This window comes from Mycobacterium sp. NGS57, assembly GCF_059812405.1.
On record NZ_JCALCP010000001.1, the window covers coordinates 252,996 to 267,119 of the forward strand.

At 71.7% G+C, this 14,124-nt stretch carries 17 protein-coding genes; 13 read left to right on the forward strand and 4 right to left on the reverse strand.

Annotation, left to right across the window (positions count from 1 at the left end):
• Positions 1-393 (reverse strand): DUF5313 domain-containing protein, encoded by a 393-nt coding sequence (locus AC5Y43_RS01285; protein ID WP_499968498.1) that lies wholly within the window; start codon positions 391-393, stop codon positions 1-3.
• 4 nt (positions 394-397) lie between these two features.
• Complete coding sequence (locus tag AC5Y43_RS01290) at positions 398-829, reverse strand: limonene-1,2-epoxide hydrolase (RefSeq protein ID WP_499968501.1); 432 nt, start codon at positions 827-829, stop codon at positions 398-400.
• Between the two features lie 40 nt (positions 830-869).
• On the opposite strand from AC5Y43_RS01290, the gene AC5Y43_RS01295 reads away from it, so the two are divergent.
• Both AC5Y43_RS01295 and AC5Y43_RS01300 read left to right on the forward strand, forming a co-directional pair.
• Positions 870-2,036, forward strand: a complete 1,167-nt coding sequence (locus tag AC5Y43_RS01295) for a glycosyltransferase (RefSeq protein WP_499968503.1) — start codon at positions 870-872, stop codon at positions 2,034-2,036.
• Positions 2,037-2,046: 10 nt separating this feature from the next.
• Positions 2,047-2,241 carry a DUF3046 domain-containing protein gene (locus AC5Y43_RS01300; protein ID WP_499968505.1) on the forward strand — a complete coding sequence of 65 codons (195 nt, stop codon included), beginning with the start codon at positions 2,047-2,049 and terminating at the stop codon, positions 2,239-2,241.
• A 98-nt stretch (positions 2,242-2,339) separates the two neighbouring features.
• Here AC5Y43_RS01300 and AC5Y43_RS01305 read toward each other — a convergent pair whose 3' ends face one another.
• A complete protein-coding gene (locus tag AC5Y43_RS01305) occupies positions 2,340-3,017 on the reverse strand; it encodes a (2Fe-2S)-binding protein (protein ID WP_499969352.1) in 678 nt (225 codons plus the stop codon).
• A gap of 237 nt (positions 3,018-3,254) precedes the next feature.
• Here AC5Y43_RS01305 and recA point away from each other — a divergent pair, with 237 nt between their 5' ends.
• The 6 genes from recA to AC5Y43_RS01335 all read left to right on the forward strand — a co-directional run bounded on the left by recA (position 3,255) and on the right by AC5Y43_RS01335 (position 7,553).
• Positions 3,255-4,304 (forward strand): recombinase RecA, encoded by a 1,050-nt coding sequence (gene recA, locus AC5Y43_RS01310; RefSeq protein WP_499968507.1) that lies wholly within the window; start codon positions 3,255-3,257, stop codon positions 4,302-4,304.
• Entirely contained in the window at positions 4,276-4,788 is a 513-nt protein-coding gene (recX, locus tag AC5Y43_RS01315) for a recombination regulator RecX (RefSeq protein WP_499968509.1), read from the forward strand. The genes recA and recX overlap by 29 nt, the downstream gene beginning before the upstream one ends.
• Positions 4,789-4,832: 44 nt before the next feature.
• Entirely contained in the window at positions 4,833-6,323 is a 1,491-nt protein-coding gene (miaB, locus tag AC5Y43_RS01320) for a tRNA (N6-isopentenyl adenosine(37)-C2)-methylthiotransferase MiaB (protein ID WP_499968511.1), read from the forward strand.
• Entirely contained in the window at positions 6,311-6,928 is a 618-nt protein-coding gene (locus tag AC5Y43_RS01325; RefSeq protein ID WP_499968514.1) for an Rv2732c family membrane protein, read from the forward strand. Before miaB ends, AC5Y43_RS01325 begins: the two co-directional genes overlap by 13 nt.
• Positions 6,929-7,012: 84 nt before the next feature.
• Positions 7,013-7,258, forward strand: coding sequence for a ribbon-helix-helix protein, CopG family (locus tag AC5Y43_RS01330; protein ID WP_499969354.1), 246 nt, complete (start codon positions 7,013-7,015; stop codon positions 7,256-7,258).
• Entirely contained in the window at positions 7,245-7,553 is a 309-nt protein-coding gene (locus AC5Y43_RS01335) for a type II toxin-antitoxin system PemK/MazF family toxin (RefSeq protein ID WP_499968516.1), read from the forward strand. The genes AC5Y43_RS01330 and AC5Y43_RS01335 overlap by 14 nt, the downstream gene beginning before the upstream one ends.
• 1 nt (position 7,554) lies before the next feature.
• Here AC5Y43_RS01335 and AC5Y43_RS01340 read toward each other — a convergent pair whose 3' ends face one another.
• Complete coding sequence (locus AC5Y43_RS01340; RefSeq protein ID WP_499968518.1) at positions 7,555-8,880, reverse strand: DUF349 domain-containing protein; 1,326 nt, start codon at positions 8,878-8,880, stop codon at positions 7,555-7,557.
• 309 nt (positions 8,881-9,189) lie between these two features.
• Between AC5Y43_RS01340 and AC5Y43_RS01345 the strand changes: the two genes are divergently transcribed.
• From AC5Y43_RS01345 to hflX, 5 genes are read left to right on the forward strand one after another with little or no spacing between them, the layout of a single operon-like run.
• A complete protein-coding gene (locus AC5Y43_RS01345; protein WP_499968520.1) occupies positions 9,190-10,137 on the forward strand; it encodes a DMT family transporter in 948 nt (315 codons plus the stop codon).
• Between the two features lie 25 nt (positions 10,138-10,162).
• On the forward strand, positions 10,163-10,846 hold the full coding sequence (locus AC5Y43_RS01350) for a class III extradiol ring-cleavage dioxygenase family protein (protein ID WP_499968523.1): 684 nt from the start codon (positions 10,163-10,165) through the stop codon (positions 10,844-10,846).
• A gap of 8 nt (positions 10,847-10,854) precedes the next feature.
• A complete protein-coding gene (gene miaA / locus AC5Y43_RS01355) occupies positions 10,855-11,760 on the forward strand; it encodes a tRNA (adenosine(37)-N6)-dimethylallyltransferase MiaA (RefSeq protein WP_499969356.1) in 906 nt (301 codons plus the stop codon).
• A 4-nt stretch (positions 11,761-11,764) separates the two neighbouring features.
• Positions 11,765-12,643, forward strand: coding sequence for a diaminopimelate epimerase (gene dapF / locus AC5Y43_RS01360; protein WP_499968525.1), 879 nt, complete (start codon positions 11,765-11,767; stop codon positions 12,641-12,643).
• Between the two features lie 46 nt (positions 12,644-12,689).
• Entirely contained in the window at positions 12,690-14,117 is a 1,428-nt protein-coding gene (gene hflX / locus AC5Y43_RS01365; protein ID WP_499968527.1) for a GTPase HflX, read from the forward strand.
• The last annotated feature ends 7 nt before the right edge of the window (positions 14,118-14,124 follow it).

Genomic DNA, 14,124 nt, shown 5'->3' on the forward strand with positions numbered 1-14,124 from the left:
TCAGTCCTCGGGCCGGGGCCTGTAACGCTCGATGTAGGCCCGGTGGATGTGGGCGTCGCGCTCGCGGGCGCGTTCGTCGACGAGGTCGGGGTCCAGGTCGTGCACCGCCAGCATGTGCCGGCGCCACACCTTGTTGAGCGCGTGCGAGAAATAGACGAACGGAATCAGGATCGGCAGCGTCATGCCCAGGTGGACGTCCAGCGTGGTCGGGATCAACCAGAACGGGGCCAGCACCAGCACGGCCGGAACCGCGACGCGCCTCATCATCCGGCCGGTGGCGCCCTTGCCGGCCAGGTCGTGGCGCACCCAATCGCGCATCGAGTCGGGCAACCGCGCCCCGGCGCAATAGCGGACGAATTGCCACGGGTTGGGCTTTCTGCGGACGTCGCTCATGGTCTTACAGTGTCGCTTTCAGCGGTGGGATCACCAACGCGGCCAGGCCGCGAACCGTCGCCTTGAGCATGTCGTAGACGTCCACGTAATCCCGCCAGAGGGTGATTCGGCCGTTGTGTACCTCGAACACGCCGCACACCCAGAACTGGATCCGCAGCGGCCCGAGGATCAGCGCGTCGGTGCGCTCGGTGAGCACCGCGGCGCCGTCGGCGGCGGCGCGGTGGATCTTCACCTCGAATCCGATGCGACCCTGCATCTTTCGAAGTAGCTTCGCGGTGCGGCGGCCGCCGCGGATCTTCGACAGCCCGACGTTCTGGTAGACGAGATCGTCGTCGAGAGCTGCGTCCACGGTGTCGAAGTCCTCGTCCTGTAGGGCGTTCAGGAAACCCTCGACCGTGCGGATGTTCGCAGCGCCGGTCTCAGTCAGCTCGGTCATGGGTGCCAGCCTAGCCCGGCGCTGTGGCAGGGTAGGGCCGATGCGCGTCGCCGTGGTCGCCGGGCCGGATCCCGGGCACTCGTTTCCCGCCATCGCGCTGTGCCAACGCTTCGCCGCGGCCGGCGACGAGCCCGTCCTGTTCACCGGCGCGGAATGGACCGGCGCCGCCCGCGGGGCCGGCGTCGAGGCCGTCGAGCTGGACGGCCTGGCGGCCACCGACGACGACGTCGACGCCGGGGCCCGCATCCATCGGCGCGCGGCGCGGATGGCCGTGCTCAACGTGCCCGCGCTGCGCGACCTGGCGCCCGACCTGGTGGTCTCCGACGTCATCACCGCCGGCGGCGGCATGGCCGCCGAGCTGTTGGGAATCCCGTGGATCGAGCTCAACCCGCATCCGCTGTACCTGCCGTCGAAGGGGTTGCCGCCGATCGGCAGCGGGCTGGCGCCGGGCACCGGCGTGCGCGGCCGGCTGCGCGACGCGGCCATGCGGGCGCTGACGGGGCGGTCCTGGCGCGCCGGTATCAAGCAGCGCGGGGCGGCCCGGCTCGAGATCGGGTTGCCCGCCGTCGACCCGGGGCCGCTGCGCCGGCTGATCGCCACGCTGCCCGCCCTGGAGGTGCCCCGCCCGGACTGGCCGGAGGAGGCCGTCGTCGTCGGGCCGCTGCACTTCGAGCCGACCGATCGGGTGCTCGAGATCCCGCCCGGTGCCGGGCCGGTGATCGTGGTCGCGCCGTCGACCGCGCTGACCGGGACCGCGGGGCTGGCCGAGGTCGCGCTGGGAAGCCTGGTGCCGGGGGAGACGCTGCCGGCGGGCTCACGCCTGGTGATCTCGTGGCTGGACGGGCCCGAGCTGGCGCTGCCGCCGTACGCGGTGGCCGGGCTGGGACACCAGTCGGAGCTGTTGACGCACGCCGACCTGGTGATCTGCGGCGGGGGCCACGGGATGGTGGCCAAGACGATGCTGGCCGGGGTCCCGCTGGTCGTGGTCCCCGGCGGCGGGGACCAGTGGGAGATGGCCAACCGGGTGGTGCGCCAGGGAAGCGGCCGGATGATCCGGCCGCTGAGCGCCGACGCCCTGGCGGCCGCGGTCGGCGGGGTGCTGTCGTCGCCGGGGCACCTGCGGGCCGCGCGGCGGGCCGCCGCCGGGAGCGCCGACGTCACCGACCCGGTCGCCGTGTGCCACGAAGCGCTGGCGCTCACTGGGTAAGTTGGCTGACGTGCGGCTGACGGAGTTCAACGAGCGGGTGGTCTTGCGGTTCGGCGCCGCCTACGGCGCGTCGGTGCTGGCCGATCACGTGCTCAGCGGTTTCGGCGGCCGGACCGCCGCGCAGGCGATCGAGGAAGGCGTCGAGCCGCGCGACGTCTGGCGCGCGTTGTGCGTCGACTTCGACGTGCCGCGCGAGCAGTGGTGACCCGTTGGAATCGAGTGTGAGTTCAAGGCTTTGAGCGTGAGCGTAGGGCGGGTTTCGGCCCGGGTTTCCGCCCAGGCTTCAGAATCAAAGCCCAGGATTCACAGTCGATTCCGGTTCGGCGGCGGCACCCGGTCGAACACGCAATCGCCGCACAGCGACGCCTCGGGGACGCGGTAGAACAGGCAGCAGCTGCGGCGCCGGAAGCCCAGCTGCGGGCCGCTGAGCTCGCCGGATCCGGCCAGCACGCCGGCGTCCAGCAGCGCGCCGGTGATCGCGACGACCGGCCCGCGCAGGTCGGGGCGCGCCATGAGCAGGGCCCGCGAGGCCCCGACGAGGGCGGACGCGATGTTGCCGGCCAGCAGAGCGGGCGCCAGCTTCACCGGCAGGCCGGCGGCCAGCGGTTCCATGTGCTCGTGCACGACGACGCGGTACAGCCGCTCGGCCGACGGGGAGCCTGTCCCGACGGGTTCGGGCATGCGCAGGTGCGGCCCGTCGTTCGCGCGCTGCAGGCCGCTCAGGTCGGGGACGACGCCGTGGCCCAGTGCGCAGGCCAGCACCGGCGACCACAGCCGCGTGGCGTGGCCGAGGTGGACCAGCGAGGCGCCGATTCGCAGGTCCGGTGTGCCGTAGCGGCGGGCGGTGGCGTCGATCAAGTCGGCGCAGCCGTCGGCGTAGGACTGCCCGACCGGGTGCCACCCCGCCGCGTCGCCGCCCACGGCAAGCGCGAAAAAGCCTCCGTAGGACGAGATCTCGGCGAGCTCGGCGGAGATGTCCATGTCCGGGCCACCCATCCTCGTCGGGGAAAACCCTCTGGCTCTGGCCGCCGCCCCGTCGGCGCCTTTCGGCAGCAGATGCTGCCACACGCCGCGCCGCGCCCGGCGTGTCAGCTTGAATCGAACAGGTGTTCGGCTACTGTGGTGATCACTGAAGAGGACGACTTGTCGGTGGCCTTCTCTAGTGTCACGGCCAACCGACCGAAACCGGTCACAGAACACCGACTACAGGAGAGCATCATGGCGCAAGCCCCCGATCGCGAGAAGGCCCTCGAGCTGGCGATGGCCCAGATCGAGAAGAGTTACGGCAAAGGCTCGGTGATGCGTCTCGGCGACGAGATGCGTCAACCGATCTCGGTCATCCCGACCGGATCCATCGCCCTGGACGTGGCCCTGGGCATCGGCGGCCTGCCCCGCGGCCGGGTCGTGGAGATCTACGGCCCGGAGTCCTCGGGTAAGACCACCGTCGCCCTGCACGCGGTTGCCAACGCCCAGGCCGCCGGCGGCGTCGCGGCGTTCATCGACGCCGAGCACGCCCTGGACCCCGACTACGCCAAGAAACTCGGCGTGGACACCGACTCGCTGCTGGTCAGCCAGCCCGACACCGGGGAGCAGGCCCTGGAGATCGCCGACATGCTGATCCGCTCCGGCGCGCTGGACATTCTGGTCATCGACTCAGTGGCGGCCCTGGTGCCGCGCGCGGAACTCGAAGGCGAGATGGGTGACAGCCACGTCGGCCTGCAGGCCCGGCTGATGAGCCAGGCGCTGCGGAAGATGACCGGCGCGCTCAACAACTCGGGAACCACCGCGATCTTCATCAACCAGCTCCGCGAAAAAATCGGCGTGATGTTCGGCTCACCCGAAACGACAACGGGCGGAAAAGCTTTGAAGTTCTACGCGTCGGTGCGCCTGGACGTGCGCCGGATCGAGACGCTCAAGGACGGCACCAACGCGGTCGGCAACCGCACCCGGGTCAAGGTGGTCAAGAACAAGGTGTCGCCGCCGTTCAAGCAGGCCGAGTTCGACATCCTCTACGGCCGAGGCATCAGCCGTGAAGGCTCGCTGATCGACATGGGCGTGGACCAGGGCTTCATCCGCAAGTCCGGCTCGTGGTTCACCTACGAGGGCGAGCAGCTCGGCCAGGGCAAGGAGAACGTCCGCACCTTCCTGATGGAAAACGCCGACGTGGCCAACGAGATCGAGAAGAAGATCAAGGAAAAGCTCGGCATTGGCGCGGTCGTGACCGACGACCCCTCCGGCGATGTCCTCCCCGCTCCCGTCGACTTCTGAGCCCTCCCGCGAAGAGCAGGCGCGGGCGTTGTGCCTGCGCCTGCTCACCGCGAGAGCGCGCACGAGGGCCGAGCTAAACGGGCAGCTGGCCAAGCGCGGCTACGCCGACGACGTCAGCGCCCGGGTGCTCGACCGGCTGGCCTCCGTCGGCCTGATCGACGACACGGAGTTCGCCGAGCAGTGGGTGTCCTCCCGGCACGCGCGGGCGGGCAAAAGCAAGCGCGCGCTGGCCGCCGAGTTGCGCACCAAGGGTGTGGACAACGAGGTGATCACCGCGGCGCTGGGCGGGATCGACGCGGACGCCGAGCGGGACCGCGCCGAGGAGCTGGTGCGCTCCAAGCTGCGCCGCGAGACGCTGAGCGACGAAGCGCGGGTGACGCGCCGGCTGGTGGCGATGCTGGCGCGCCGCGGCTACAGCCAGAACCTGGCCTGCGAGGTCGTGCTGGCCGAGCTGGCGGCCGAACGGGAGCGCCGCCGCGTCTAGCTGCGGGTTAATCCGATAACCCACGGTCGCCGTACCATGGCCCCGTGACTTCGACCGCGGTCCCGGTGCGCACCTACCAGGTGCGCACCTACGGCTGCCAGATGAACGTCCACGACTCCGAGCGGCTGGCGGGGCTGCTGGAGGCGGCCGGCTACGCCCGCGCGGCCGAGGGTGCCGACGCCGACGTCGTCGTCTTCAACACCTGCGCGGTGCGGGAGAACGCCGACAACAAGCTCTACGGCAACCTCAGCCACCTGGCCCCGCGCAAGCGCGGCAACCCCGACATGCAGATCGCGGTCGGCGGCTGCCTGGCCCAAAAGGACCGGGATGCGCTGCTGCGCAAGGCGCCGTGGGTCGACGTCGTCTTCGGCACGCACAACATCGGGTCGCTGCCTACGCTGCTGGACCGGGCCCGACACAACAAGGTCGCGCAGGTAGAGATCGCCGAGGCGCTGCAGCAGTTCCCGTCGTCGCTGCCCAGCGCCCGCGAATCCGCTTACGCCGCCTGGGTTTCCATCTCCGTCGGGTGCAACAACAGCTGCACGTTCTGCATCGTGCCGTCGTTGCGCGGCAAGGAGGTCGACCGCAGCCCGGCCGACATCCTGGCCGAGGTGCGGTCGCTGGTCGCCGACGGCGTGCTCGAAGTCACCCTGCTGGGCCAGAACGTCAACGCCTACGGCGTGTCCTTCGCCGACCCGGCGCTGCCGCGCAACCGCGGCGCGTTCGCCGAGTTGCTGCGCGCCTGCGGACAAATCGACGGGCTGGAACGGGTGCGGTTCACCTCCCCGCACCCGGCCGAGTTCACCGACGACGTCATCGAGGCGATGGCGCAGACACCCAATGTCTGCGAAGCCCTGCACATGCCGCTGCAGTCGGGATCCGACCGGGTGCTGCGCGCGATGCGCCGCTCGTATCGCGCCGAGCGTTATCTGGGCATCATCGACCGGGTCCGGGCCGCCATGCCGCACGCGGCCATCACCACCGACCTGATCGTCGGGTTTCCCGGCGAGACCGAAGAGGATTTCGCCGCCACCCTCGACGTCGTGCGGCAGGCCCGGTTCTCGGCTGCGTTCACCTTCCAATACTCCAAGCGGCCCGGCACCCCGGCCGCCGAACTGCCCGACCAACTGCCGAAAGCCGTTGTGCAGGAACGCTACGAGCGGCTTGTCGAGCTGCAGGAGAAGATCTCGCTGGAGGGCAACCGGGCCCTGGTCGGCCGAACCGTCGAACTGCTGGTCGCCGCCGGCGAGGGACGCAAGGACACGATCACGGCGCGGATGAGCGGGCGGGCGCGCGACGGCCGGCTGGTGCACTTCGCGTCGACCGACGCGGTGCGTCCCGGCGACGTCATCACGACACAGATCACCGAGGCCGCGCCGCATCACCTCATCGCCGACGCGGGGATCCTCACCCACCGCCGCACCCGGGCCGGCGACGCGCACGCCGCCGGCCGGCGGCCGCGCACGATCGGGCTCGGCATGCCCGCCGTTGGACCCACCCTCGAACCACTAGAACCCCTGGGATGTGCCCGATGAAGAACGAACACACCGACATCGACGCGTTGCGGACCGAGATCGAGGCCGCCGAACGCCGGGTGGCGCGCGAAATCGACCCCGGTGCAAGGGCTTTGGTGGTCGCGATCCTGGTGTTCGTGCTGCTGGCGTCGTTCATCCTGCCGCACACCGGCCACGTGCGCGGCTGGGACGTGCTGTTTTCCAGCCACGACGCCGGCGCGGCCGCGGTGGGTCTGCCGTCGCGGGTGTTCGCCTGGCTGGCGCTGGTGTTCGGGGTGGGCTTTTCGATGCTGGCGCTGCTGACGCGCCGGTGGGCCCTGGCCTGGATCGCGCTGGCGGGCTCGTCGATCGCGTCGGCGACCGGGCTGTTGGCCGTCTGGTCGCGCCAGACCGTCGCCGCCGGGCATCCCGGACCCGGGCTGGGGCTTTTCGTCGCGTGGATCACTGTGATCCTCTTGACGTTTCACTGGACCCGTGTGGTGTGGACGCGCACCGCCGTGCACCTGGCGGCCGAGGAACAGCGCCGCCGCGTCGCCGCCCAGCAACAGTCCAGGACTCTGCTGGACAGCCTGGACGACCCGGGTGACGGGACGCCTCCCGCTGTGGAACGCGGTGAGCAACGGTAGATGGCTCGTGCCGCGCTCGCCGGTATGCCGAATCGCGACGAGCGGTTGCCAGTGCGTCATACGGTTTATGATCGGTGTATGACGATGCTCAGCTTCCGCGCCGACGACGCGGACGCCGCCGAGGTCGAGCGGTGGGCGCGACGGCTGCGCATCGACCGATCTGAGCTGCTCCGCGAGGCTCTGCGCCGCCACCTGGCCGAGCTCGCAGCCGACCAGGAGGCGCGCGCCTACGCCGAGCGGCCCCTGGACGATGGAGAGCGGGCGCTGGCCCAGATCGCCGATTGGGGGCCTGCCGAGGACTGGGCTGACTGGGCCGATGCGGCGCGGTGACTTGTGGTTCGCCGCAACCCCGGGCGGTGACCGGCCCGTGCTCATCCTTACCCGGGATCCCCTCGCGGACCGGATCGGCGCGGTCGTCGTAGCGGCACTGACCCGGACCCGCCGAGGTCTCGTCTCGGAGTTGGAACTGACTGCCGGCGAGGACGGCCTACCGAGCGACTGCGTCGTCAACTTCGACAACATTCACACGCTGCCGCGCACGGCATTCCGGCGCCACATCACCCGTTTGTCCCCAGCACGATTGCACCAGGCATGCCGCGCACTGCGTGCAAGTACCGGATGCTGAACTAGCTTCTGCGGGTCAGCGCCTCGGCCGCCGCATCGGCCCACTGCCGCCACTGGTCGGCGTTGGCCCTGGCGTCCTCGGCCTCCTTGGCCCGGCCGGCCGCCGCCGCCTTCTGGGCCTGCAGCTCGTACTGCTCGGCGCGGGTCCGGAACTGCTCGGCGCGGGCCTGAGCCTGGGGATCGGACCAGTCCGCCTCGCCGGCGTCGCGCACCTTCTTCTCGACCGCGCGCAGCCGCCGCTCCAACTCGGCGGACCGTTCCCGCGGCACCTTTCCGATCGCGTCCCACTTGTCGGCGATCGACCGCAGCGCCGCCCGCGCCGCATCCAGGTTGCCGATGTCGAGCTTCTCCGCCTCGGCCAGCAGTGCCTCTTTGGCGGTGGCGTTGGCGCGGAATTCGGCGTCCTTTTCCGCCGTCGCCGCGTTACGCGCCGTGAAAAAGCAGTCCTGGGCGGCCTTGAAGCGCCGCCACAGGGCGTCGTCGACCTCCCGCGTCGTGCGCCCGGCCGCCTTCCACTCGGTGAGCAGCTTGCGGAACTCGGCGCTGGTCGCGGTCCACTCCGTCGAGTCGGACAGCTCCTCGGCCCGCTCGCACAGCCGCTCCTTGGACTGCCGGACGCCCGACCGCTCCCGGTCCAGCTCGGCGAAATGCGCCCCGCGCCGCCGGTTGAACGTGTCCCTGGCCGCGGAGTAGCGCTTCCACAACGCGTCGTCGACCTTGCGGTCCAGGCCGCTGATCGTCTTCCACTCGTCGAGGATGGTGCGTAGCCGGTCGCCGGCGGCCTTCCATTGCGTCGAGTTGGCGGCCAGGTCCTCGCATTCCGCCGCCAGCGCCTCCTTGCGGGCGGTCTGCGCGGCCCGGTGCTCCTCGCGCTTGGAGCGGTCGGTCGCGATGCTGGCGTCGGCGTGCTCGAGGATGGCGGCCAGCCGGGCCGCGAGCGCGTCGACGTCACCCAGCACGGTCGCGCGTGGCAACGACTCGGACAGCGCGGACGCGTTGGCCTTGATCTTGCGGGCGTCCGCGGTCCCGGAGGCCAGCCGCTCCTCCATCAGGGTGATCTCGGTGCTCAGGTCGTCGAAGCGCCGGCCGAAATGGGCGAAGGCGGCCTCGCGGTCGCCGGCCTGCCAGGACCCGACGACCCGCTCGCCGGCCCCGCTGATCAGCCAGACGGTGCCGTCGTCGTCGACGCGGCCGAACCGGTGCGGGTCGCTGGACGGGTGTGCGACCAGCTGGTGCGCTCCCGTGCTCACCGGCCGCGGCCCGGGGCGTGGTCCCGGACGCGGTGCGGGCTTGGGTGGTGCGTGGCTACCGGGCTCGTCGGCCGTCATGCGCTCGTCACCGCCCTTCTGCCACCTTCACCCAACCCTTTCGCGCGGTCGTGTCCCGCGCGGGCCGGCTCCAACAGTATTCAAGCAGCTTGGCCGCCCGCGCGCGCCCACCTGTTACCGCCCGGATCAGCGGGTAACAGTTCGATTCCACCGCCGCTCCGGTCGCACGGCCACGCCGCACCGCCCGGTAGCGTGGCGGGGACCGCTGCGGCCGCGCCCCGTTCCGCGGGCCGTACAGTGGTCGTTGAACTGCTATGAAACGGCGCGTGTACACAAGGCTTTCGGGGGGAGCGCTGGTGAGGGGTTCCCATGACCAAAGTTGACGTCGCCGCGCTGATCGCCTTGTGCGCGGCGCTGGCCTCCGCGATCGGCGACGTGATCCGGCAGCGCTCGGCGCAGGAGATCACGGACAAGGAAGTCGGCCACCTCGAGCTGTTCCGCATGTCGTTGCGCGACAAGCGGTGGTGGCTGGGCGGCGTGGCCGCCGTGGCCAACTACAGCCTGCAGGCCGCGGCCCTGGCGTGGGGGTCGGTCGTGCTCGTGACGGCGCTGCAGGTGACGGCCCTGTTGTTCGCGCTGCCGATCTACGCGCGGCTGACCAAGCACCGGGTCACCCGTTGGGAGTGGATGTGGGCCTTCGTGCTGGCGGCCGCGCTGGCGGTGGTCGTCATCGTCGGCGACCCGACGGCCGGTCACCAGCGCGCCCCGCTGTCGACGTGGATCGTCGTGGCCGCGGTGCTGGGCCCCGCCCTGGTGGTGTGCGTCGTGGCGGCGCGGATCTGGTCCGGCCACCCGATCGCGGCGGCACTGCTGGCGGTGGTGGCGGGTTCGTCGCTGGCAGTGTTCGCGGTGCTGACCAAGGGCGTCGTCGAGGTGCTCGAGAGCGGCCCTGGCGCCGTGCTGAGCGCACCCGAGTTCTACCCGTGGCTGGCGGCGGCGTTGTGCGGAATGATCTTCCAGCAGTCCGCTTTTCGGGCAGGCGCGCTGACCGCGTCGTTGCCGACGATGACCGTGTGCAAGCCGGTGGTGGCCGGCGTGCTGGGTGTCATGGTGCTCGACGAGACGCTGAAGGCCCATGGCCCCGGGGCGATCGTCCTGGTCGCGGCGGTGGCCATGGTGATCGTCGCGACGGTCGCTTTGGCGCGCGGGGAGGCCGCCTCGATGGCGGCGGGCTCGGGGCGCGACGTGTTGGATGCCCTGCGCGACGGCGAGCCGCTGCACCCGGCCGCGCCCAACGGAAGCCGGACGATCACCTAGCTCGGTCCCGGCTAAGTTTGGTCACGTGCTGGGCCCCATCGCGATCGTTCCCTCGACGCCGCTGCTCGTTCCAGAGCTCGCGGGATCGGCCGCCGCCGAGGTTGCCGACCTGACCGCCGCGGTGCTGGCCGCGGCCGCCCTGTTGCCACCGCGCTGGGTGGCCATCGGCACCGGCCGCGACGACGACGTGCTGGAATCCGCGGCCAGCGGCACCTTCGCGGGCTTCGGCGCCGACGTGGCCGTCCACCTGTCGCCGCACCCGCACGAGCCGGCCGAGCTCCCGGTGTGCGCGCTGCTGGCCGCGTGGGTGCGGGGCCGGGCCCGGCCCGAGGCCAGCGTGCAGGTGCGCGTCTACCGCGGCGACCACGACGCCGAGACGGCCCTGGCCCGCGGCCGGCAGCTGCGCGCCGACATCGACCGCGCACCCGAACCCGTCGGCGTGCTGGTGGTGGCCGACGGCGCCAACACCCTCACGCCGGGCGCCCCCGGCGGCCACCACCCGGACGACGCCGAGGCACAGCTGGCGCTGGACGACGCGCTGGCCGACGGCGACGCCGCCGCGCTGACCCGGCTACCCCCGCAGATCGGCGGGCGGGTCGCGTTCGGTGTGCTGGCCGGTCTCGCCGAGCCGGGGCCGCGATCGGCCAAGGAGCTCTACCGCGGCGCCCCCTACGGCGTGGGCTACTTCGCCGGCATCTGGCAGCTGTGAGCCGGGCCGTGCGACCCGTGGCGATCGTCGGGCCCACCGGCACCGGCAAGTCGGACCTGGCGCTCGACTTCGCGGAACGCGTCGGCGCCGAGATCGTGAACGCCGACGCGATGCAGCTCTATCGCGGCATGGACATCGGCACCGCCAAGCTGCCGGCCGGGGCGCGCCGCGGCATTCCCCACCACCAGCTCGACGTGCTGAACGTCACCGAGACCGCCAGCGTCGCGCGCTATCAGCAAGACGCGGCCGCCGACATCGAGGCGATCGCCGGCCGCGGCGCGGTGCCGGTGATCGTGGGCGGATCGATGCTCTACATCCAATCCCTGCTGGACAACTGGTCGTTTCCCGCGACCGATCCCGCGGTGCGGACCCGCTGGGAAGCGCGGCTGGCCGAGGTCGGGGTGGCAGAGCTGCACGCCGAGCTGGCCCGCCGTGACCCGGCCGCGGCCGCGGCGATCCTGCCCACCGACGGCCGGCGCACCGTGCGCGCCCTCGAGGTGCTCGAACTCACCGGAAAGCCGTTCGCCGCGTCCGCACCGCGCATCGGCGTCCCGCGCTGGGAAACCATCATCGTCGGATTGGATTGCGAGACAACGCGTCTCGATGTGCGCCTGGCCCGGCGTACCGAGGCGATGTTCGACGGCTGCCTGGTCGACGAGGTGCGCGCGCTGCTGGGCGAGGGGCTGCGCGACGGGGTCACCGCCTCGCGCGCGGTGGGCTACGCCCAGGTGATCGCCGACCTGGACGCCGGCGGCGACGGCGACGGCGCGCGGGAACCGACGTTCGTGGCTACGCGGCGCTACGTGCGACGGCAGCGGTCGTGGTTTCGCCGCGACCACCGCATCCGCTGGCTCGACGCGGCCGCACCCGACCTCGTCGCGCAGGCGATGCGCGCGTGGCGGGACGTATCCTGAACTGGTGATTTTCGCCAAGGGCCACGGCACGCAGAACGACTTCGTGCTGCTCCCCGACCTGGACGCGGAGCTGACGCTGACCTCCGCCCGCGTGGCCGCGCTGTGCGACCGGCGCCGCGGCCTGGGCGCCGACGGGGTACTGCGGATCACCACCGCGCGTGCCGCCCTGCGGGTGGGGGTGCTCGACCGCCTGCCCGACGGGGTCGGCGTGAGCGACTGGTACATGGACTACCGCAACGCCGACGGGTCGGCGGCGCAGATGTGCGGCAACGGCGTGCGGGTGTTCGCGCACTACCTGCGCGCCAGCGGGCTGGAATCCCGCGACGAGTTCGTCGTCGGCTCACTGGCCGGCGCGCGGCCCGTCGTGCTGCACCAGACCGGAGACACCGATGCCGAGGTCACCGTCGACATGGGCAAGGCCCATCGGCTCGGTAGCGGGCACGCGGTGATCGGCGGCAGGCGGTTCACCGGCCTGGCCGTCGACGTGGGGAACCCGCACCTGGCGTGCGTGGACCCGCAGCTGAGCGCCGAACAGCTCGCCGCCCTGGACGTGGGCGCGCCCGTGCAATTCGACCGCACCCAATTCCCCGACGGCGTCAACGTCGAGGTGCTCACGTCGCCGGCCTGGGGCGTGGACGGGGGATCCGTGAGCATGCGGGTGCACGAGCGCGGGGTGGGGGAGACCCGCTCCTGCGGCACCGGAACCGTCGCCGCCGCTGTCGCCGCGCTCGCCGATACCGGCGCCGACACCGGCACGCTCACCGTGCGGGTGCCCGGCGGCGACGTCGTGGTGACCATCACCGACGCCACCAGCTACCTGCGCGGGCCGTCGGTGCTGGTGGCCCGCGGCGAGCTCAGCGAGGAATGGTGGCGCGCACAATAATTCGGATGCACGGCACCGATTTGGCGGGCAGTATTGCTAATTGCCTATGACACATCCCGAAACTCCCTTTCCCGAACTCGAGCCCAGCGCGGGCGAACTCGCCCTCGAAGACCGCTCGGCACTGCGCCGGGTCGCCGGGCTGTCCACCGAACTCGCCGACGTCTCCGAGGTCGAGTACCGCCAGCTGCGCCTGGAACGCGTGGTGCTGGTCGGCGTGTGGACCGAGGGCAGCGCCGCCGACAACCAGGCCAGCATGGCCGAGCTGGCGGCGCTGGCCGAGACCGCCGGCTCGCAGGTGCTCGAGGGGCTCATCCAGCGCCGCGACAAGCCGGACCCGTCGACCTACATCGGCTCCGGCAAGGCGGCCGAACTGCGCGAGGTGGTCATCGCGACCGGCGCCGACACCGTCATCTGCGACGGCGAGCTGTCCCCGGCGCAGCTGACCGCGCTGGAGAAGGCCGTCAAGGTCAAGGTCATCGACCGCACCGCGCTGATCCTGGACATCTTCGCCCAGCACGCCACCAGCCGGGAAGGCAAGGCGCAGGTGTCGCTGGCCCAGATGGAGTACATGCTGCCGCGGCTGCGCGGCTGGGGTGAGTCGATGTCGCGGCAGGCCGGCGGCCGCGCCGGCGGCAGCGGCGGCGGCGTGGGCCTGCGCGGTCCCGGCGAGACCAAGATCGAGACCGACCGGCGGCGCATCCGCGAGCGGATGACCAAGCTGCGCCGCGAGATCAAGGACATGAAGCAGGCCCGCGACACGCAGCGCAGCCGCCGGCTGACGAGCGACGTCCCGTCGGTCGCGATCGTCGGCTACACCAACGCCGGCAAGTCCAGCCTGCTCAACGCGCTGACCGGGGCCGGGGTGCTGGTGCAGGATGCGTTATTCGCCACCCTCGAGCCCACCACCCGCCGGGCGGAACTGGTGGACGGCCGGCCGTTCGTGCTCACCGACACCGTCGGGTTCGTCCGCCACCTGCCCACCCAACTCGTCGAGGCGTTCCGCTCCACCCTGGAAGAGGTCGTCGACGCCGACCTGCTGGTGCACGTGGTCGACGGCGCCGACGTCAACCCGCCTGCCCAGATCAACGCGGTGCGCCAGGTGATCGCGGAGGTGATCGCCGATCATGACGGCGACGCGCCACCGGAATTGCTCGTCGTCAACAAGGTCGACACCGCCAGCGACCTGGAGCTGGCCAAGCTGCGGCACGGCCTGCCCGGCGCGGTGTTCGTCTCCGCGCGCACCGGCGAGGGCATCGACGCCCTGCGGCGGCGGATCGCCGAGTTGGCGGTGCCCGCGGACGTCGCCGTCGACGTGGTGATCCCGTACGACCGCGGCGACCTGGTCGCCAGGCTGCACGCCGGCGGGCGCGTCCAGCGCGAAGAGCACGACGCCGACGGCACCCGCATCCGCGCCCGCGTGCCGGCGGCGCTGGCCGCCGCCGTGCGCGAGTTCTCCGCCGACCGGGAGGCCTGACCCCGCC

What these genes read in the sequence shown, in the direction of transcription:
- AC5Y43_RS01285 (WP_499968498.1), bottom strand. Translation starts at nt 393, where the DNA reads ATGAGCGACGTCCGCAGAAAGCCCAACCCGTGGCAATTCGTCCGCTAT.
- AC5Y43_RS01290 (WP_499968501.1), bottom strand. Translation starts at nt 829, where the DNA reads ATGACCGAGCTGACTGAGACCGGCGCTGCGAACATCCGCACGGTCGAG.
- AC5Y43_RS01295 (WP_499968503.1), top strand. Translation starts at nt 870, where the DNA reads ATGCGCGTCGCCGTGGTCGCCGGGCCGGATCCCGGGCACTCGTTTCCC.
- AC5Y43_RS01305 (WP_499969352.1), bottom strand. Translation starts at nt 3,017, where the DNA reads ATGGACATCTCCGCCGAGCTCGCCGAGATCTCGTCCTACGGAGGCTTT.
- recA (WP_499968507.1), top strand. Translation starts at nt 3,255, where the DNA reads ATGGCGCAAGCCCCCGATCGCGAGAAGGCCCTCGAGCTGGCGATGGCC.
- recX (WP_499968509.1), top strand. Translation starts at nt 4,276, where the DNA reads ATGTCCTCCCCGCTCCCGTCGACTTCTGAGCCCTCCCGCGAAGAGCAG.
- AC5Y43_RS01325 (WP_499968514.1), top strand. Translation starts at nt 6,311, where the DNA reads ATGTGCCCGATGAAGAACGAACACACCGACATCGACGCGTTGCGGACC.
- AC5Y43_RS01330 (WP_499969354.1), top strand. Translation starts at nt 7,013, where the DNA reads ATGCTCAGCTTCCGCGCCGACGACGCGGACGCCGCCGAGGTCGAGCGG.
- AC5Y43_RS01335 (WP_499968516.1), top strand. Translation starts at nt 7,245, where the DNA reads ATGCGGCGCGGTGACTTGTGGTTCGCCGCAACCCCGGGCGGTGACCGG.
- AC5Y43_RS01340 (WP_499968518.1), bottom strand. Translation starts at nt 8,880, where the DNA reads ATGACGGCCGACGAGCCCGGTAGCCACGCACCACCCAAGCCCGCACCG.
- AC5Y43_RS01345 (WP_499968520.1), top strand. Translation starts at nt 9,190, where the DNA reads ATGACCAAAGTTGACGTCGCCGCGCTGATCGCCTTGTGCGCGGCGCTG.
- hflX (WP_499968527.1), top strand. Translation starts at nt 12,690, where the DNA reads ATGACACATCCCGAAACTCCCTTTCCCGAACTCGAGCCCAGCGCGGGC.